This window comes from Pseudomonas sp. CLCA07 (assembly GCF_053615335.1).
The window spans coordinates 86,973-105,845 of record NZ_CM132131.1; the positions used below are offsets into that span (position 1 = coordinate 86,973).

At 58.5% G+C, this 18,873-nt stretch carries 11 protein-coding genes; 7 read left to right on the plus strand and 4 right to left on the minus strand.

From position 1 onward, the window contains the following. Positions 1-60: 60 nt before the first annotated feature. On the minus strand, positions 61-2,358 hold the full coding sequence (locus tag ACWGZX_RS00480) for a fatty acid cis/trans isomerase (RefSeq protein ID WP_452628936.1): 2,298 nt from the start codon (positions 2,356-2,358) through the stop codon (positions 61-63). Positions 2,359-2,513: 155 nt separating this feature from the next. On the opposite strand from ACWGZX_RS00480, the gene metH reads away from it, so the two are divergent. Both metH and ACWGZX_RS00490 read left to right on the plus strand, forming a co-directional pair. Beyond that, on the plus strand, positions 2,514-6,224 hold the full coding sequence (gene metH / locus ACWGZX_RS00485) for a methionine synthase (RefSeq protein ID WP_452626845.1): 3,711 nt from the start codon (positions 2,514-2,516) through the stop codon (positions 6,222-6,224). Between the two features lie 227 nt (positions 6,225-6,451). After that, positions 6,452-6,670, plus strand: a complete 219-nt coding sequence (locus ACWGZX_RS00490; protein ID WP_452626846.1) for a DUF2970 domain-containing protein — start codon at positions 6,452-6,454, stop codon at positions 6,668-6,670. On the opposite strand, the gene ACWGZX_RS00495 is transcribed toward ACWGZX_RS00490, so the two are convergent. Beyond that, positions 6,667-7,740: an ABC transporter substrate-binding protein gene (locus tag ACWGZX_RS00495; RefSeq protein ID WP_223513148.1), complete on the minus strand. Its 1,074-nt coding sequence runs from the start codon at positions 7,738-7,740 to the stop codon at positions 6,667-6,669. The two genes, ACWGZX_RS00490 and ACWGZX_RS00495, sit on opposite strands and share 4 nt — an antisense overlap. 521 nt (positions 7,741-8,261) lie before the next feature. Between ACWGZX_RS00495 and ACWGZX_RS00500 the strand changes: the two genes are divergently transcribed. Both ACWGZX_RS00500 and ACWGZX_RS00505 read left to right on the plus strand, forming a co-directional pair. After that, positions 8,262-9,920, plus strand: coding sequence for a nitrite/sulfite reductase (locus ACWGZX_RS00500; RefSeq protein ID WP_452626847.1), 1,659 nt, complete (start codon positions 8,262-8,264; stop codon positions 9,918-9,920). Next, a complete protein-coding gene (locus ACWGZX_RS00505) occupies positions 9,904-10,398 on the plus strand; it encodes a DUF934 domain-containing protein (protein WP_452626848.1) in 495 nt (164 codons plus the stop codon). Before ACWGZX_RS00500 ends, ACWGZX_RS00505 begins: the two co-directional genes overlap by 17 nt. Positions 10,399-10,449: 51 nt before the next feature. Here the strand turns inward: ACWGZX_RS00505 and ACWGZX_RS00510 are convergent, their stop codons facing one another. Then, the gene (locus ACWGZX_RS00510) at positions 10,450-14,190 is read right to left on the minus strand and encodes a dermonecrotic toxin domain-containing protein (protein WP_452626849.1); all 3,741 of its coding nucleotides are present in this window, start codon (positions 14,188-14,190) and stop codon (positions 10,450-10,452) included. Between the two features lie 202 nt (positions 14,191-14,392). Next, positions 14,393-15,415: a protease SohB gene (gene sohB / locus ACWGZX_RS00515; protein WP_452626850.1), complete on the minus strand. Its 1,023-nt coding sequence runs from the start codon at positions 15,413-15,415 to the stop codon at positions 14,393-14,395. A 203-nt stretch (positions 15,416-15,618) separates the two neighbouring features. Here sohB and ACWGZX_RS00520 point away from each other — a divergent pair, with 203 nt between their 5' ends. The 3 genes from ACWGZX_RS00520 (at position 15,619) to ACWGZX_RS00530 (ending at position 18,848) form a co-directional block, all read left to right on the plus strand. Then, entirely contained in the window at positions 15,619-16,329 is a 711-nt protein-coding gene (locus tag ACWGZX_RS00520; protein ID WP_452626851.1) for a histidine phosphatase family protein, read from the plus strand. 64 nt (positions 16,330-16,393) lie between these two features. Then, complete coding sequence (locus tag ACWGZX_RS00525; RefSeq protein ID WP_452626852.1) at positions 16,394-16,708, plus strand: SCP2 sterol-binding domain-containing protein; 315 nt, start codon at positions 16,394-16,396, stop codon at positions 16,706-16,708. Positions 16,709-17,000: 292 nt separating this feature from the next. Then, a complete protein-coding gene (locus tag ACWGZX_RS00530; RefSeq protein WP_452626853.1) occupies positions 17,001-18,848 on the plus strand; it encodes an amidohydrolase in 1,848 nt (615 codons plus the stop codon). The last annotated feature ends 25 nt before the right edge of the window (positions 18,849-18,873 follow it).

Sequence of the window (18,873 nt, forward strand, 5' to 3'; positions counted from 1 at the left end):
TATGCTGAATTTGACGGCCTCTTCGCTGGCAAGCCAGCTCCTACAGGGGATCGCGGTGAATCAAAGGTTTTCGTAGCGATTCATGTCCAGCACGCCCTCTTCCACCGGGTCCGTCTCGTGGACGTACCGGTTGAGGTCGTGGAAATAGAACCAGAACTGCGGATGACTGCGGCGAATGCCCCAACGTTCGACGATTTTCTCGAAGCTGTCGGTATCCTTGGCGCTTTCCATCGCATCGACGAAGGCCGGCACCTGGTCGGCCGGAATGTTGAACATGAAGTTCGGATAACTGCTGAGTACGCCCGGAAAAATCGTCAGCGTGTCGAGCCCCGGCTGATAGCGCAACGACTCACCGAGCAGGAATGCCACGTTGCTGTGGGCGCGATTGCGCAGCAGGCTGTAGACCGCGCGTTTGCCGCTCGCGGTTTCGATGCGCAACATCGTCGCTTCCGGCAACTTGTCGATGACCTTCAATCCGGCGGCCGGGCGCGAAGTCAGGCGACTCAGGGCCTGTTCGGCGCCCTGCAAGGCCGGGTCGATATTCGGACGCGAGCAATACGCGCCTTCGCATCGGTTGATCGGATCCGGTTTGGCATTGAGGTCGCCATAACGGGCCAGCAACTGCATGGCGAAGTCGCGCTTGGGGTCTTTCTCGTCGAGTTTCAGCGCTGTCGGCTTGTCATCATCGATGGCCTCGTAGTCCAGCCACATCTTGAACCTGCCGCTGTTCTGGTACCAATCGTCGAGGTAGCCGTCCCGCGAATCGGCCGGCATCAGGCGTAGAAAGTTCTGCTCGGCGCCGTTACGGATCAGGTCGAAGTACAGACGGGTCTGAGCCTGATGGGAAACATTGCCGAACACGTCGAAGTTCACCGCCAGTTGATAGTAGGTGCGTTCCAGCAGCGGAAAGTCGAACAGCCACATCGTTTGCGGCACATCACCGATCAGCCCCTTGTTTACCGAAGCACTGTCGAAATGCCGGAAGATGCTCAACAGCGCGTTGTCATTCCCCGCCCACAAGGTCGACCAGCTGGGCGCCAATGCATCGGCGTAGCTGTCCCGGCGTAGCGCTTCGTACTCGTTACGTTTGTCGCGGTAGTCATGCCACAGGCTCAAAACGCTGCCGACGTCATCGTTTTGGCCAGGCATGGCCAGCAACGGCGTGGCCTGGCCGCGATAGTTGGGGTCGATAACATAGAGGTCGTGTTCAGGGGCCTGGAACAGCGCCCAGAAGTTATCTCGGATCACATCGGTGGCAATCTGGCCACGACACACCGGGCCGCGAATGAAGGTGCGCACGAAGTATTCGGCGTTGTCGAGCATGAACTGATAGCGCGCCTGCGCCGGGATCGCTTCAAACGTCGCAAACGGATTGGCCCGCCGCTCCGGCCCGTAACCGGGCAAAGCATCGACCTGCCAGTTGCCGCTATAGAACAGGCTATTGACCCGAGCCATCTTCGCCGCACTCAGCGGATAGGTGATGTGGGTCTTCTGCACAATCACCCCCTGTACCGGCCACAGGCGGTAATACACCTGAGTGCCGGGGTCGTCATTCGGGCGGCGTGTGGTGATCAGGTCAATCGGCTGACCGGTTGGCGTACGGGAACGCACCCACTGGAAGAAGTGCCCTGGCTCGCCGTCCTTGAAGTAAATATGCGCAAGAAACCAGTGCTCGAATAGCCAGCGCGCCACCAGGCTCTGCCGGGAGCCAGGCGCGTTGAGCAGGTTTTCCCACTGCACAACCTGCAACGCTTCTTTCGCGCTCGGCACCAGCCCCTGCTCATCAATCGGCGCACCCGACGCCAGCCAGCGTTGCAGCGTCTGGTATTGCTGATCGGTCAGGCCGGTGACGGCAAGCGGCATGCCCTCTTTGGGATGCGAACGGGCGTAACCATCGAATTGCGCCGGCATGGCGCATATGTTTTCCCGGTTCAGCCCCAGCACGATGTCTTGCGGAATTTTAGCGTTGGGTTGCAGCGGGGTTTTGTGGCCCAGTTCAAGCATCCGCGCCATCAACGCCGCCTGACTGTCTTGGGCGTCGAGCACGGGAAAAAATCCCTTTTGCTGCCAGGCGTGCTTGCCGAAGGCATCGTAAAACAGCCGGGTCGGTGCGGCGGCGGTAACGCGATCGCCGTCATAGACCGGGACTTTCGTCGCGCCACGCGCTGCCCCTTCGCCACTGCCGAGGTTGAGCTGACAGGCGGCGTCGTTGCACGCATGGCAGGCAACGCACTTTTCGGTAAAGATCGGTTGTATGTCACGACTATAGGAAATGGCAGTGGAAATGGCCGGACCTTGCGCAGCGGCGTCCCAGCTTAGAAGCAGCATAAACATGCTGATGATGACGCGATACGGCATATCCCTGGTCCCAATCATGAAAAATCGCCGCGATTCTACCGGGTGGACGCCCGTACCAACATGAACGATATTCATGCAAAACCGGGGCATGCTCTAAAAGCGCACAGGTTTGCTATGATCCCGCCCCTTCGTCATGGTCTTTCCGAGTAGTCCAAATGTCCGATCGCAGTGTTCGCCTTCAAGCTCTCAAGCACGCCCTCAAAGAGCGCATCCTGATTCTCGATGGCGGCATGGGCACGATGATCCAGAGCTACAAGCTCGAAGAACAGGATTACCGTGGCAAACGCTTTGCTGACTGGCCAAGCGATGTCAAAGGCAACAATGACCTGTTGGTGCTGACGCGACCGGATGTGATTGGTGGCATCGAGAAAGCCTACCTGGATGCCGGCGCCGACATTCTCGAAACCAACACCTTCAACGCCACCCAGATTTCCCTGGCCGACTACGGCATGCAAGGCCTGGCGTATGAGTTAAACGTAGAAGGCGCACGCCTGGCCCGCAAGGTCGCCGACGCCAAGACCCTGGAAACCCCGGACAAGCCGCGCTTCGTCGCTGGCGTACTGGGCCCGACCAGCCGCACCTGCTCGCTGTCGCCAGACGTGAACAATCCCGGCTACCGCAACGTGACCTTTGATGAATTGGTGGAGAACTACACCGAATCCACCAAGGGCCTGATCGAAGGCGGCGCCGACCTGATCCTGATCGAAACCATCTTCGACACCCTGAACGCCAAAGCGGCAATCTTCGCCGTGCAAGGTGTGTTCGAAGAGCTGGGCATCGAGTTGCCGATCATGATTTCCGGCACCATCACCGACGCCTCCGGCCGCACCCTCTCCGGCCAGACCACCGAAGCGTTCTGGAACTCCGTGGCCCACGCAAAACCGATCTCGGTCGGTTTGAACTGCGCTCTGGGTGCCAGCGAGTTGCGCCCGTACCTGGAAGAGCTGTCGAACAAGGCCGGCACCCATGTTTCCGCGCACCCTAACGCCGGTCTGCCGAACGAGTTCGGCGAGTACGACGAGCTGCCGGTGGACACCGCCAAGGTCATCGAAGAGTTCGCCCAAAGCGGTTTCCTGAACATTGTCGGTGGCTGCTGCGGCACCACGCCGGGCCACATCGAAGCCATCGCCAAAGCCGTGGCCGGTTACGCACCGCGTGAAATTCCGGAAATCCCCAAAGCCTGCCGCCTCTCGGGCCTGGAACCGTTCACCATCGATCGCAACTCGTTGTTCGTCAACGTCGGCGAACGGACCAACATCACCGGTTCCGCCAAGTTCGCTCGTTTGATCCGTGAAGACAATTACACCGAAGCCCTGGAAGTCGCCCTGCAGCAGGTCGAAGCCGGTGCCCAGGTGATCGACATCAACATGGACGAAGGGATGCTCGATTCGAAGAAGGCCATGGTGACCTTCCTCAATCTGATTGCCGGTGAGCCGGACATCTCCCGCGTGCCGATCATGATCGACTCCTCGAAGTGGGAAGTGATCGAGGCCGGCCTCAAGTGCATCCAGGGCAAGGGCATCGTCAACTCGATCAGCATGAAAGAAGGCGTCGAGCAGTTCATTCATCACGCCAAACTGTGCAAGCGCTACGGCGCCGCTGTTGTCGTGATGGCGTTCGACGAGGCCGGCCAGGCCGACACCGAAGCGCGCAAGAAAGAAATCTGCAAACGCTCCTACGACATTCTGGTCAACGAAGTCGGCTTCCCGCCGGAAGACATCATCTTCGACCCGAACATCTTCGCCGTGGCCACCGGCATTGAAGAACACAACAACTACGCCGTGGACTTCATCAACGCCTGCGCCTACATCCGCGACGAGCTGCCGTACGCGCTGACCTCGGGCGGCGTGTCCAACGTGTCGTTCTCGTTCCGTGGCAACAACCCGGTGCGCGAGGCGATTCACTCAGTGTTCCTGCTGTATGCGATCCGCAACGGCCTGACCATGGGCATCGTCAACGCCGGCCAGCTGGAGATCTACGATCAGATCCCGCAAGAGCTGCGCGACGCCGTCGAAGACGTGATCCTCAACCGCACCCCGGAAGGCACCGACGCCCTCCTCGCCATCGCCGACAAGTACAAGGGCGACGGCAGCGTCAAGGAAGCCGAGACCGAAGAATGGCGCGGCTGGCCCGTCAACAAGCGCCTGGAGCATGCGCTGGTCAAGGGCATCACCACGCACATCGTTGAAGACACCGAAGAATCGCGCCAGTCCTTCGCCCGCCCGATTGAAGTGATCGAAGGCCCGCTGATGTCCGGCATGAACATCGTCGGCGACCTGTTCGGCGCTGGCAAAATGTTCCTGCCGCAAGTGGTCAAATCCGCCCGTGTAATGAAGCAGGCTGTGGCGCACTTGATCCCGTTCATCGAACTGGAAAAAGGCGACAAACCGCAAGCCAAGGGCAAGATCCTGATGGCGACGGTAAAAGGCGACGTGCACGACATCGGCAAGAACATTGTCGGCGTGGTGCTCGGTTGTAATGGTTACGACATCGTCGACCTCGGTGTGATGGTCCCGGCAGAAAAAATCCTGCAAGTGGCCAAAGAGCAGAAGTGCGACATCATCGGCCTGTCCGGCCTGATCACGCCTTCGCTGGATGAAATGGTCCACGTCGCCCGCGAAATGCAGCGTCAGGACTTTTACCTGCCGTTGATGATCGGTGGCGCGACCACCTCCAAGGCCCACACCGCAGTAAAAATCGAGCCTAAGTACAGCAACGACGCGGTGATCTACGTCACCGACGCCTCCCGCGCCGTCGGCGTGGCGACGCAGTTGCTGTCCAAGGAACTGAAACCGGCGTTCGTCGAGAAAACCCGCCTGGAATACATCGACGTTCGCGAACGCACCGCCAACCGCAGCGCACGCACCGAACGCCTGAGTTACCCGGCGGCCATCGCCAAGAAGCCGCAGTTCGACTGGGGCACCTACGAACCGGTCAAACCGACGTTTACCGGCTCCAAAGTGCTGGACAACATCGATCTCAAGGTTCTGGCCGAATACATCGACTGGACGCCGTTCTTTATCTCCTGGGACCTGGCCGGCAAATTCCCGCGCATTCTCGAAGACGAAGTGGTCGGTGAAGCCGCTACCTCGCTGTACGCCGATGCCCAGGAAATGCTCGCCAAGCTGATCGACGAAAAACTCATCAGCGCCCGTGCGGTGTTCGGCTTCTGGCCGGCCAACCAGGTGCGTGACGATGACATTGAAGTCTATGGCGATGATGGCAAGGCGATTGCCAAGTTGCATCACCTGCGCCAGCAGATTATCAAGACCGATGGCAAGCCGAACTTCTCCCTGGCCGACTTCGTCGCCCCGAAGGACAGCGAAGTCACCGACTACGTGGGCGGCTTCATCACCACCGCCGGCATTGGTGCCGAAGAAGTGGCCAAGGCTTACCAGGACGCTGGCGACGATTACAACTCGATCATGGTCAAGGCGTTGGCCGACCGCTTGGCCGAGGCTTGCGCCGAATGGCTGCACCAGCAGGTCCGTAAAGACTACTGGGGTTACGCCAAGGACGAGACGCTCGACAACGAGGCGTTGATCAAAGAGCAATACACCGGCATCCGCCCTGCCCCGGGCTACCCGGCGTGCCCGGATCACACCGAGAAGTCCACGCTGTTCAAACTGCTGGATCCGGAAGCTGAAGAGCTGAAGGCTGGTCGTAGCGGCGTGTTCCTGACCGAACACTACGCGATGTTCCCGGCGGCGGCGGTCAGTGGCTGGTACTTCGCTCACCCGCAAGCGCAGTACTTTGCCGTGGGCAAGATCGACAAGGACCAGGTGCAAAGCTACACGTCGCGTAAAGGTCAGGAGTTGAGCGTGACCGAGCGCTGGCTGGCGCCAAACCTGGGTTACGACAACTAAGTCAGCTACCTGGCCACAATACTGTGGCCAACAGTAATCCCCTTGTGGGAGCGAACCATGTGGTGAGGGGGCTTGCCCCCGTTCGGCTGCGAAGCAGTCGTAATGATTCTGGGGCCGCTTCGCGACCCAACGGGGGCAAGCCCCCTCACCACATGGTTCGCTCCCACAGTTGTTTGTGTCAGCCGTAGGTCTATGCTTATGGCTCACACACACGTGACGAGGGATTTATGGACGATCCAGTCGACAACAAACCGCCCACCTTCTGGCAGATGCTGCACAGCGTCATGGCCGCCGCGTTCGGGGTGCAGAGCGGGAAGAATCGGGCCCGGGACTTCACTCACGGCAAACCGAGTCATTTCGTGATTCTGGGGATTTTATTCACCGCAGTGTTCGCGTTGATCCTGTACGGCATCGTGCAACTGGTGGTGCATCTTGCCGGGGTTTAGCGCATCAACGTTTGCAGGTTGAACGGGTAACGATAAGACGTTGGTCGCCCCTTGGCCGAAAGTCGACGGAAGTTCACGCCATAATCCGGCGACGCCCCCAAAGCCAGCAGCTGTTTGGCTTGCGCCTTGTCGATCAGTTGCAGCAGCGGGATCAGCCGTTGGCGGCCGCCATACTGATCGAGATCGACGCCCCGCTCCTGGTCATGCAATTGCACCAGCGCCCAGCCCCCCAACGTGAAGTGACCGCCCAGCAGCACACTCAGGCGGCCGTCGATTATCGCTTGTAACGCAGAGGGAGAAGCGTTGACTGCGCTGAAAAACGCGTCTTTGCCAGGTTGCCCACCGGTCTCTGCAAATGCCTGCATCGCGCCGAAGGCCATTTCGTCGTTGGCTGACCATATCAGCGAGACTTTCGGATAGCGCCGGAACAACATTTTCGCCTGCTCATAGGCGCGGCCACGGGTCCAACCGCTATAAACCAATTGGCGCAAACGCACTTCAGGGTGCTCGGCCAAGGCGCGCATCATCCCTTGTTCGCGCAGTTGCGCCGTAGGCGTGATTTTCAGACCGGAGAACGCCAGCAACTCAATGGGCTGATCTCGCGAAGCCGGTGGATGCTGGCGGATCAGCTCTTTGAGCATCAGGTAACCGCCCTCCTCGTCGTTAGGCACCAAACTGTCCAGTTGGTCCGCGCGCTCACCTAACAGGGATTGCTGGTTTGGCGTCAACGCGGCATTGACCATGAACAGCTTTACACCGCTGCCTTGGGCCAGACGCACGATTTGCGGGGCGACGTACTGTTCGTTGACGAAAACCAGATAGTCCGGGCGATCAGGCCCTTGCAGCGCCAGACGGGCTTGCGCCACCGTGAGTTCTGGCATGCGCTGAGAATAAAGAATCCGCAGGTCGATGCCCAAATCTCTGGCAGCTGCCTGCATGAATTGCGAGTAGCTGAGCCAGAAGGCTTCCTGGGTGGAGCCGGGGCTCAGGAACAGCACCGATTCCGCACGCGCAGCCGGTCCGTAAACCGCGCAAAGCATCAACAGGAAGGTGTAGAAAAACTTCAACATTAACGTCCGAGCCCCCAGAAACTCCGCCGCGTATTATAGCCAGTGAGGTTCCGTAAAACGGCGTTTATTCCGGTTTTTGTCCGACAATCGTCGGAACGGGACCCGGACGGGGTCGGTTATTGATGGCTGACCCAGAATACCGCCGTGCCCACGACCAGGATGATCAGAAACAAGATCGCCCAAGCATCGACCGTACTGTCAGGCTTTGTAGCTTTGGTAGGGTTGCTCATTGCATCGCCTCTTGTCGGTTTTATCGGTGATTGCACAAAGACTCGACCACAGTAAAGACGACGATTGCCCGCACCACAAATGAGGGTTTAGTCATAACGTTTCTTGTTAGTCACTTTGGTTCTTTACATATACTCAAACATCACTTTTGCGCATAACCGCAAACTGGTATCTTGCCCCGGCTCCGTAGGGAGAGCGCGGCCGTGCGCGCAGAATTGCAGAGGCTCTTGGACTGCGGCAAGCACAAAAACGCAGCTGTATCCGAGCGACCCAAGCCTGAGAACAGGACTTATATGTACGTATACGACGAATACGATCAGCGGATCATCGAGGACCGCGTCAAGCAGTTCCGTGATCAGACCCGACGCTATCTGGCAGGGGAGCTGAGCGAAGAAGAATTCCGCCCCCTGCGCCTGCAAAACGGGCTTTATATCCAGCGTTTCGCGCCGATGTTGCGAGTGGCGGTGCCTTACGGCCAACTGACTTCGCGCCAAGTGCGAATGATGGCCAAAATTGCCCGCGACTATGACAAGGGCTATGCCCATATCAGCACCCGGCAGAACGTGCAGTTCAACTGGCCGGCCGTGGAAGACATTCCGGACATTCTCGCTGAACTGGCGACCGTGCAGATGCACGCGATCCAGACCAGCGGCAACTGCCTGCGCAACGTCACCACCGACCAGTTCGCCGGTGTCGCCGCCGATGAATTGATCGATCCGCGCCCATGGTGCGAGATCGTCCGTCAGTGGACCACGTTCCACCCGGAATTCGCCTACCTGCCGCGTAAATTCAAGATCGCTGTCAACGGTTCGACGTCTGACCGTGCCGCCATCGAAGTTCATGACATTGGCCTTGAGCCGGTGCATAACGCTGCCGGTGAGCTGGGCTTCCGTGTGCTGGTCGGTGGTGGCCTGGGCCGTACGCCGGTGGTGGGCGCGTTCATCAATGAATTCCTGCCGTGGCAAGACCTGTTGAGCTACCTAGACGCCATCCTGCGGGTCTACAACCGCTATGGCCGTCGCGACAACAAGTACAAGGCGCGAATCAAGATTCTGGTCAAGGCGCTGACGCCTGAAGTCTTCGCGCAAAAGGTCGACGCGGAAATGGAACACCTTCGTGGTGGCCAGACCACGCTGACCGAGGCCGAACTGCAGCGTGTTGCCAAGCACTTCGTCGACCCGGACTACAAGGCGCTGGACAACCAGACCGCCGAACTGGCCGAGCTCGACCAGCAGCACCCGGGTTTCGCCCGCTGGCGCACGCGCAATACCCTGGCGCACAAGAAGCCGGGCTATGTGGCCGTAACCCTGTCCCTGAAGCCAACCGGTGTGGCACCGGGCGACATCACCGACAAGCAGCTCGACGCCGTGGCCGACCTGGCCGATCGTTACAGCTACGGTCAACTGCGCACATCCCACGAACAGAACATCATTCTGGCCGACGTGGAACAATCCCGACTGTTCGCGATGTGGGGCGAGTTGCGCGAACAAGGTTTCGCCACGCCGAACATTGGCTTGCTGACCGACATCATCTGCTGCCCGGGCGGTGACTTCTGCTCGCTGGCCAACGCCAAGTCGATCCCGATTGCCGAATCGATCCAGCGTCGTTTCGATGACCTGGACTACCTGTTCGACATCGGCGAACTGGACCTGAACATCTCCGGCTGCATGAACGCCTGTGGTCACCACCACGTCGGCCACATCGGCATCCTCGGGGTGGACAAGAAGGGCGAAGAGTTCTACCAGGTGTCCCTCGGTGGCAGCGCCAGCCGTGACGCCAGCCTGGGTAAAATCCTTGGCCCGTCCTTTGCCCAGGAAGCCATGCCTGACGTGATCGAAAAGCTGATCGACGTGTACATCGAACAACGTACCGAAGACGAACGCTTCATCGACACCTATCAGCGTATCGGTATCGACCTCTTCAAGGAGCGCGTCTATGCAGCGAATCATTAAGAACAACGAAGTGGTCGACGAAACCTGGCACTTGTTGCCCAAGGACTTCAACATCGACGAGATCAGCAACTGCGATGACCTGATCGTCCCGTTGCAGCTGTGGCGCGAACACAGCCGTATGCTCAAGGCTCGCGATGGCGGCCTGGGTGTGTGGCTGGATGCCGATGAAGAAGCTGAAGAAATCGGCGATGACGTTGATCAGTTCAAGGTCATCGCCCTGAACTTCCCGGCCTTCACCGACGGCCGCAACTACTCCAACGCACGCCTGCTGCGTGACCGTTACGGTTTCAAAGGTGAACTGCGGGCAATTGGCGATATTCTGCGCGACCAGTTGTTCTATCTGCATCGCTGCGGTTTCGATGCGTTTGCAATACGCGCCGACAAAGACCCGTACGAAGCCTTGGAGGGTCTCAAGGACTTCTCAGTGACTTATCAGGCCGCTACCGACGAACCGCTGCCGCTGTTCCGTCGCCGCTGATGGTCAAGCCTTGAACCCCTTTCGGGGTTCAAGGTTCCTTCCTGTAATGAGTCAAAGATTGGCCCGCTCCTCCAGCGCCCTGAAAGCCGCCATCGGATGATCAAATCGCCCGCTACTGCGACTGAGTCGATTCCACATTTCGTCCGAAGTACCCGCCTCGTCCAGCAATTGCCAAACCCTTGCTTGTAGCGACAAGTAACTGACCTGAAAGTCGGCTGTCAGACTCAGCCTGTCTATGACGGCTAAAAACCGTGTGCCGGAAGGTTTACCTGCCAGTCGTTGCCAAAGGGCTTGCCGGGACTGTTGCAACATTACGTCGCAGTCTCGAAGCCATGCATTCGGCGAACCATAGTCGGCACCGGGCGTACCCAGCCATAAATTGATTCCTGTTGCCTCTCGATGACTGATCATCCGGCGCAGCGTGTCTTCGTCCGCCAGCGGATTCCCCCACAGCAGCACGCGATCGTCTGCGACCGCCTGATTTATCACTGCGGGTGGAACCCGGGTAATCTGGTTATCCCGTAAATCCAGGGACGTCAGATAGGACTCATCCTTGATACCGATCGGGCATCGGGTGATTTGAGTATTTCTCAGGTTGAGCTGGCGTAGATCGTTCATACCCAACACCAGAGGGGGTACACCCAGCGGGTTGTCACTCAAGTCCAGCAATTGCAGTTGGGTCAGGTCACGCAGCTGTGACGCGGCACTTTCACTGAAAACCAGCCGTGTTCCACGCAGGTGCAGCGAGCGAAGGTGCGTCAATTGCTCGATTGCGGACGGCAAAGAGCGACCAGCATCGCCGGCCACGAAGTAGTGACGCAAGTCCACGCTGTCCAGATCCAGTATTTCAAGGTTTGGAAAACGCTCGATAAACCCGTTCAAGCTGTCCTGCTCGGTCAGATGGAAGCCTTTCATCAACAACTCGGTCACGTCGTCGAACCGCACATTCAACGTTGGCATTCGGTGATAGTTTTCGTAATTCATATCCAGCGTGGTAGATGGGGAAATGCCACGCTTTTGCCATATGGAGACCAGTTCTTCGGCGAGCTCCGTCCTCAGGGCTCGTTCATCCTGTAGCTCATCCATCAGCAGCTGGACGTTGTAGGCCGCGATTTGTGCGGGCGTCAAATCCTCCGCCGCCGCATCGCCAACAACCAGAAAAGGAAGGTCCATGTCATCGACATCATGAGGAACCTGATCTATCCAACCGCTCAAATCCGTGTTGAGCTGCTGTAATTGCTGTTTTAACCCTTCGATATAAGCTTGCGCAGTATTGCCCACCCGTTGCAGGACATCATCGGCCTGCGCAGCAGTGAAGTCGGGATAAATATCCTTGAGCTGCAACCTCATCATCTCGTGGGTCAAGGCTGCGCCTTGCGGTGTCGACGGATAACCACCGCCGCGCAGCCCCTGAGGCTCAAACGTTAGTCCGCTGTCCATCCTTTGCAATCCGAGCAGGGTTTGCGAACGAGGCAATGCCACTGCGCCGACCTTGAGTCGCAATTCATTGGCGGGATCATCAGACGTCAGGTGTAACGCCGAGCGTTCGTCCTTGGACAGGATGGCGAGGACAGCCTCATAGAAGTCCGATGGCAAGGTTGGGGGCTGATAGCTGTCTTCTGCCCTGATGAGGCTTCGAGTGTTAGCAGCATCGAGTGGACCGAAGCTGTCCAGAACCCGCCCGGAAGGCGAATGGTCAAGAATGTTTATCCGAAGATTTTTGGGCCATCCGGGTACATTCTGGAGCGAGTGCAACGCCAACGCGTCCGTTTCGGCATTGGCGACCGACCCAAGGTAAAGGCCTTCGTAGGCACGATTCAGGCGCACATGCTGCTGGTATTGACGGGCCTTGCTGTCCAGACGTTTGAACACCAGTTTGACCTCGCCAGCATCGGGCGTCGCACGGATGTCTACGCCGCAACGGTCGAGCATTTGTTCGATGACATTTTTGGGAAGCCCCGGGTACTGGCGCTGAAACAGCTGGACCCATTCATGCTCCGATTGCTGCAGCGCTGCGTAACGGCTATTGAATAACCCGGTTTGGCCGGTCGGACCCAGTTCCTGATCGAGCTTGAAGCGGCTGATCGTGTCAGCCAGCAACGGCGTCGGTGACCGGCCGGTGTTCATCAAGCGCAGCATGTCGTCGTCTACTGCGCTGACTTTGCCAATCTGCGCCAGGACTTCATCGCTAAATGACGCTACCGAGGGGCCGATGCCGCGGATCAGCTCCAGTCGCGATAGCCTGGAAGGCGCTGCCACACTTTCCTCTGCCGGCGTTTCGATAGCGACGTGGTCACTTGGCCAAGGTGCCTCGGCCTCAGCCCTTTCAGCGCTGACATCCGCCCCAGCGCCTGCCAGCGGCAGCGCATTGAGCAAGCCAAACACTGTGCGCGTTACGCCCGCTTTGCGCTGGCTCGACGTTTCACCGTTTACGGCCTGGTCCAGCCCATAACCGGCGTCGATGAGCCCGGCCAGCGCCAATACGCCCTCACCCCCCGGCACAAACAAGGCCAGCGGCCCAAACTGGTTTATCCATTGCACGAGCGGTTCAACAACCGCGCTCAAATTGTCGCGATTGACTTGCGCGTCGTCCCGGATGGTTTTGACGCTCTCCCAAGCCGCCTGCTTCATGGTCAGTACCAACTGCGCAAACGGGTCGGTCGCAGGGGCTTGATCGTCGAAACCGACGTACTCGGCGGGATCCCAATAACCATCATTGTTGAAGAAGCCGGCATTGTTCGTCAGCCAGTGCTTTTGGGGGTAAATCGCCATACCGTCCAACGCCGTCAACACGCCTGCGTGGAACGTGCCGTCCTGTCGATCGTCTTCGACAAAGTGAGCGGCCAGCGCCTGCTTCGTGGCGCTGGCATTGCTTTGTTTCACCACCCATTGGTGCAACTGCGAAACGTCGACAAAGTGGTGCAGCGGTGAAGAATTGCCCGGGACGTACATCAACACCTTGGGGCTGGCGGCGACACGAAAGGTCCAGATGTCGGTCGCGGTGTAGCAATACAGCTTTAATCGGCTCGCCGTGACCGTGGGTGGGATACGGCTGGGTGCTTGCAGCGATTCGATCGTCAACGTTTCCCATGCCTGATCCACCGGCAATCCTGCTGCCTGCATCGCAAGCTCCAGGCCCTTTTCACTCAGGCGTTGTTCATGTCGCTGCAACCAGGCGGTCATGACAAATGCCGCTTTAACCGACGTCCTCAACGCATAGGGTGGCGGCGCAACGAGCGTCTCGTCAGACGGCCAGGCCTGATCGAGATACGCCTTGTACAAACCCTGTAAATCCAGTCCCCAGACCCATTTCTTGAAGTCCGCGGGATTTAAGGTGATCTGTGTCGATGGCCCGTAGGTTTGCGGGGTCGTTTGGCGATAAATGCCTTCATAGGTCTGGTGATTGCCGCTGCCGTGGTCAGCGAACTCATCGACATGCTGCACGATTCGAATGGAAGGCCCGAGGTCCGGCGGGGTGTACAGGCCAAACGCGTTTTCCGCGAAACGTCCGTCACCCACGGTTTGATAGTTGGAAAGCAGCGATTGCAGCAGCGATTGCGAACTCGCCACTTGCCCTTGGTGAATGCCATTCTGTGCAGGATGGCCCTTGTAGTCGTAATCGAGTGTGACCAGCAAGGCCGTCTGTGGATCGATATCCGCCCCCCACTTCTCCTTGATCAAGCGGGCGCCAAATTGACCAGGGGTTTGCGGCAGGGCGATGTTCACGGCGGAGTTGAGCTCGTCGGGCATACGTAGCGGGCCGGCGACGTTGTCTTGATTGAGGTCGGTCATGTGCATTCCATTGCGAGCATTTGGAACATCACCCTACCCCCCCGCCATTCAATCGGATGCAGGAACGGTTCGACAGCCAGCTTAGGAAATTTCGCTAGTTGAGGAAGGAATGTGAACGGGGCTGAAGCGTCCAATCCTCCCCAAAAAAAAGAAACCGGGACATGAGCCCCGATTTTTTTTCAAAACGATGATGCGCTGGCGGTTACCAGAAGCGTTGCTGGGTCAACCGGCTCCACCAGGTCAGCAAAACGCGATCGACCGAACCGCTGGCCGCCATGCCGATACGCTCTTGCAGGCTTTTGCGCTCGGAATAGTGCAGGTGAAAGAGTTCGGCATTTTTTGCCCGTTCGGCGAGGTACTCATCGCTGGTTTTAAGTTCGTCGACCAGTTGTTTGTCGAGGGCGGCGACACCGAGCCAGATTTCACCGGTGGCCACTTCATCGATGGCCAATTGCGGGCGATAACGCGAGACGAAGTTCTTGAACAGCTGATGAGTGATGTCCAGGTCTTCCTGGAACTTCTCGCGACCCTTTTCGGTGTTTTCACCAAACACGGTCAGGGTGCGTTTATATTCACCGGCCGTGAGCACTTCGAAATCGATGTCGTGTTTTTTCAGCAAGCGGTTGACGTTGGGCAGTTGCGCCACCACACCGATCGAGCCGAGGATCGCGAACGGCGCGCTGATGATCTTCTCGCCGATGCACGCCATCATGTAACCGCCGCTGGCCGCAACCTTGTCGATGCAGATGGTCAATGGCACGCCAGCATTACGGATGCGCGCCAGTTGCGAGGACGCCAGGCCGTAGCTGTGAACCATGCCGCCACCGCTTTCCAGACGCAGCACCACTTCATCCTTGGGCGTGGCAAGCGTCAGCAGCGCAGTAATTTCGTGGCGCAGGTTCTCGGTGGCCGAGGCTTTGATGTCGCCGTCGAAATCCAGTACGAACACGCGTTGTTTGGTCTCGTGGGTTTTCTTTTGCTTTTTCTCGGATTTAGCCTGGGACTTGCGCAAGGCCTTGAGCTGGTCCTTGTCGAGCAAGGTTTGCTCCAGGCGTTCGCGCAGCCCTTTGTAGAAATCATTTAGTTTGTTGACTTGCAACTGGCCGACCGACTTGCGTCGACCTTTGCTGCGCAACGCCGCAAAACTGGCCAGGACCACCAGAATGGCGATCACCAGTGTCACAGTCTTGGCCAGAAAGCTGGCGTACTCGGACAAAAACTCCACAGTGACTCCTTCATAACGATGCGCGGCTTAAACACGCGCGGGATGTGTTCAGCATACCCATGCGCCAGCCCGGCGACCAGCCGTGAAAGCTCTGGTAGCAGGCCTGAAGCGGCCATTTCAAACAAGCGTATGTTTTTTCATTGACAGCTCACTGCCATCCTCATAACCTCGCCAAACCTTCAACGTACCGGGACGACGCGGACGTGGGCAGTATCTATTTGATTCGACATGGCCAGGCCTCCTTTGGTGCAGACGACTATGACGTCCTGTCGCCGACCGGTATTCGCCAGGCAGAAATCCTTGGCCAGCACCTGGCCGAGCTGGGTATCAGCTTCGATCGCTGCCTCTCGGGTGACCTGCGCCGTCAGCAACATACCGCCAATAGCGCGCTGGAACAGTATGCCGCCGTGGGCCTGCCGGTGCCGCCCCTTGAAATTGACCGCGCCTTCAATGAGTTCGACGCCGACGCGGTGATCCGCGCGCTGCTGCCGGCCATGCTGGACGATGAACCCGAGGCTCTGGACATTCTGCGTAACGCCACGCAAAACCGCGCTGAATTCCAGCGCATTTTTGCCCTGATCATCGAACGCTGGCTCGCTGGTACCTATGACACACCGGGCCTGGAAAGCTGGCTGGGCTTTGTCGAACGCGTGCAAGGCGGCCTGCAGCGAATCCTGGAAAGCGCCGACAACACCCAGAAAATCGCCGTGTTTACCTCCGGCGGCACCATCACGGCCCTGCTCCACCTCATTACACAAATGCCTGCCAGGCAGGCATTTGAGCTGAACTGGCAAATTGTCAACACCTCGCTCAACCACCTGAAGTTCCGTGGTCGCGAGGTGGCACTGGCTTCCTTCAACAGTCATGCACACTTGCAACTGCTGAAGGCCCCGGATCTCATCACGTTTCGCTGAGTCCGGATTATTGTGACCCTGGCTGTAATCACCCAGCTCTAATTACCCAAGAAAGGATCGAACCATGACCTCCGTAGCTGATGCCGTACAAGCAATGAAAGCCAAGTTCAACCCAGCCGCTGCTGCCGGTCTGGACCTGGTATTCGGTTTCCGCATCGACGACACCAAGAACTTCTCGCTGATCATCAAAGACAGCACCTGCGAACTGCAAGAAGGCGAAAACCCTGACGCCCAGGTTACTCTGGTGATGGACGGCGAAACCCTGGAAGGCATCGTTGACGGTTCGACCGACGGCATGCAAGCGTTCATGGGCGGCAAATTGCGTGCTGAAGGCGACATGATGCTGGCGATGAAACTGTCAGAGCTGTTCCCGAGCTAAGACTACGGTTCCCGACCTTCGGGAACCTGTCAGGCTTTCAACGAATCCCGCCCCTTGTGGCGGGATTCGTCGTTTTCCGACCTGGGAAAACGGCTACCTGCGGATTCAGCGTCTATATTCCTTCTGGCCGCATGCGTCAGAGATCGGCTGTTTGCCCCGACGGATTTTACGCGGAGCACGGCCATGAGCCCACCTGACGACCCTGACGGTTTAACCGCCGACGTGTACTGCAAGGCCTTTCGGCAGGTGCTGTCGGTGCCTGGATCAGCCCGCTATTCGCAGGGAGTAAACCATGCCCGATACCCCGGCCGACCTCATCCTGTACAACGGACGCTTGCACACCGTTGATCGAAAAAAACCCCAGGCCAGCGCTGTCGCGATCAAGGACGGGCGCTTTGTGGTGGTCGGCAGCGATGCCCAGGCCATGGCCCTGCAAGGCCCCGGTACGCAAATCGTCGACCTGCACGGTCGCACGGTGATTCCCGGCCTCAATGACTCGCACCTGCATTTGATCCGGGGCGGCCTCAATTACAACCTTGAACTGCGCTGGGAAGGCGTGCCGTCGCTGGTCGATGCCTTGCGCATGCTCAAGGACCAGGCCGATCGCACCCCCACACCGCAATGGGTCCGGGTGGTCGGGGGCTGGAACGAGTTCCAGTTTGCCGAGAAACGCATGCCGACCCTCGATGAACTGAATAAAGCAGCGCCGGACACCCCGGTGTTCGTCCTGCACCTCTACGACCGCGCCCTGCTCAACCGCGCCGCCCTGAGGGTGGTCGGTTACACCCGCGACACGCCGAACCCACCCGGCGGCGAAATCCAGCGCGATGCCAATGGCGATCCCACCGGCATGCTGATCGCCCGGCCGAACGCGATGATTCTCTACTCGACCTTGGCCAAGGGGCCCAAATTACCGCTGGAGTACCAAGTCAACTCAACCCGCCAGTTCATGCGCGAACTCAATCGCCTTGGCATTACCAGCGCAATCGATGCCGGCGGCGGTTATCAGAACTATCCCGACGACTATCAAGTCATCCAGCAACTGGCCAAAGACCAACAACTCACGGTGCGCATCGCGTACAACCTGTTCACCCAAAAACCCAAGGAAGAATTGACCGACTTCAAAAACTGGACCAGTACTTCTCGCTACGGCCAGGGCGACGATTTCCTGCGGCACAACGGTGCCGGGGAAATGCTGGTGTTCTCGGCGGCGGACTTCGAAGACTTCCTCGAACCGCGCCCGGACCTGCCGCAAACCATGGAGCAGGAACTGGAACCGGTGGTCCGGCATCTGGTGGAACAGCGTTGGCCGTTCCGTTTGCACGCGACATACAACGAATCCATCAGCCGCATGCTCGACGTGTTCGAGAAGGTTAATCGCGACATTCCGTTTAATGGTCTGCCATGGTTTTTCGACCACGCCGAAACGATTACACCGCAGAACATCGAACGGGTAAAAGCCTTGGGCGGCGGCATTGCGATTCAGGACCGTATGGCGTTCCAGGGTGAATACTTCGTCGACCGGTATGGCGCCAAGGCGGCTGAACATACGCCACCGATTGCGCGCATGTTGGCCGAGGGCCTTCCGGTCGGCGCCGGCACCGACGCCACGCGCGTTTCCAGCTACAACCCCTGGACCTCGATGTATTGGCTGGTCAGCGGCCGCACCGTCGGCGGACTGGAGCTGTACCCGCAAGGCCTGAGTCGCGATACGGCGCTGGAACTCTTCACCCACGGCAGCGCCTGGTTTTCCTCTGAGCAAGGCAAGAAAGGCCAGATCAAAGTCGGGCAATTAGCGGACTTGATTGCGCTGTCGGCGGACTACTTCCACATCGACGATGAGGCGATCAAATGGATCGAGTCGGTGCTGACCATTGTCGACGGCAAAATTGTTCATGCCACCAGCGAGTTCGAAAAACTCGGGCCGCCACCGATTCCTGTGGTGCCTGAGTGGTCGCCGGTCACCAAGGTGCCAGGGCACTGGAAACATCTGACGCCGATGACAGCGCAGGTGCATCAATGCGCAGGCGCTTGCGCGGTGCATGCGCACAGCCATGAGCGGGCTCGGATGTCGTCAGCGCCAGTCAGTGACTTTCAGGGATTTTGGGGCGCGTTTGGCTGTTCGTGTTTTGCGTTTTGAACAATGACTAGCAAACACCGCCACG

Excerpts from the sequence above, each read along its gene's own strand:
- ACWGZX_RS00510 (WP_452626849.1), bottom strand. The coding sequence starts at position 14,190 with ATGACCGACCTCAATCAAGACAACGTCGCCGGCCCGCTACGTATGCCC.
- metH (WP_452626845.1), top strand. The coding sequence starts at position 2,514 with ATGTCCGATCGCAGTGTTCGCCTTCAAGCTCTCAAGCACGCCCTCAAA.
- ACWGZX_RS00525 (WP_452626852.1), top strand. The coding sequence starts at position 16,394 with ATGACCTCCGTAGCTGATGCCGTACAAGCAATGAAAGCCAAGTTCAAC.
- ACWGZX_RS00505 (WP_452626848.1), top strand. The coding sequence starts at position 9,904 with ATGCAGCGAATCATTAAGAACAACGAAGTGGTCGACGAAACCTGGCAC.
- ACWGZX_RS00530 (WP_452626853.1), top strand. The coding sequence starts at position 17,001 with ATGCCCGATACCCCGGCCGACCTCATCCTGTACAACGGACGCTTGCAC.
- ACWGZX_RS00480 (WP_452628936.1), bottom strand. The coding sequence starts at position 2,358 with ATGCCGTATCGCGTCATCATCAGCATGTTTATGCTGCTTCTAAGCTGG.
- ACWGZX_RS00495 (WP_223513148.1), bottom strand. The coding sequence starts at position 7,740 with ATGTTGAAGTTTTTCTACACCTTCCTGTTGATGCTTTGCGCGGTTTAC.
- ACWGZX_RS00500 (WP_452626847.1), top strand. The coding sequence starts at position 8,262 with ATGTACGTATACGACGAATACGATCAGCGGATCATCGAGGACCGCGTC.
- ACWGZX_RS00490 (WP_452626846.1), top strand. The coding sequence starts at position 6,452 with ATGGACGATCCAGTCGACAACAAACCGCCCACCTTCTGGCAGATGCTG.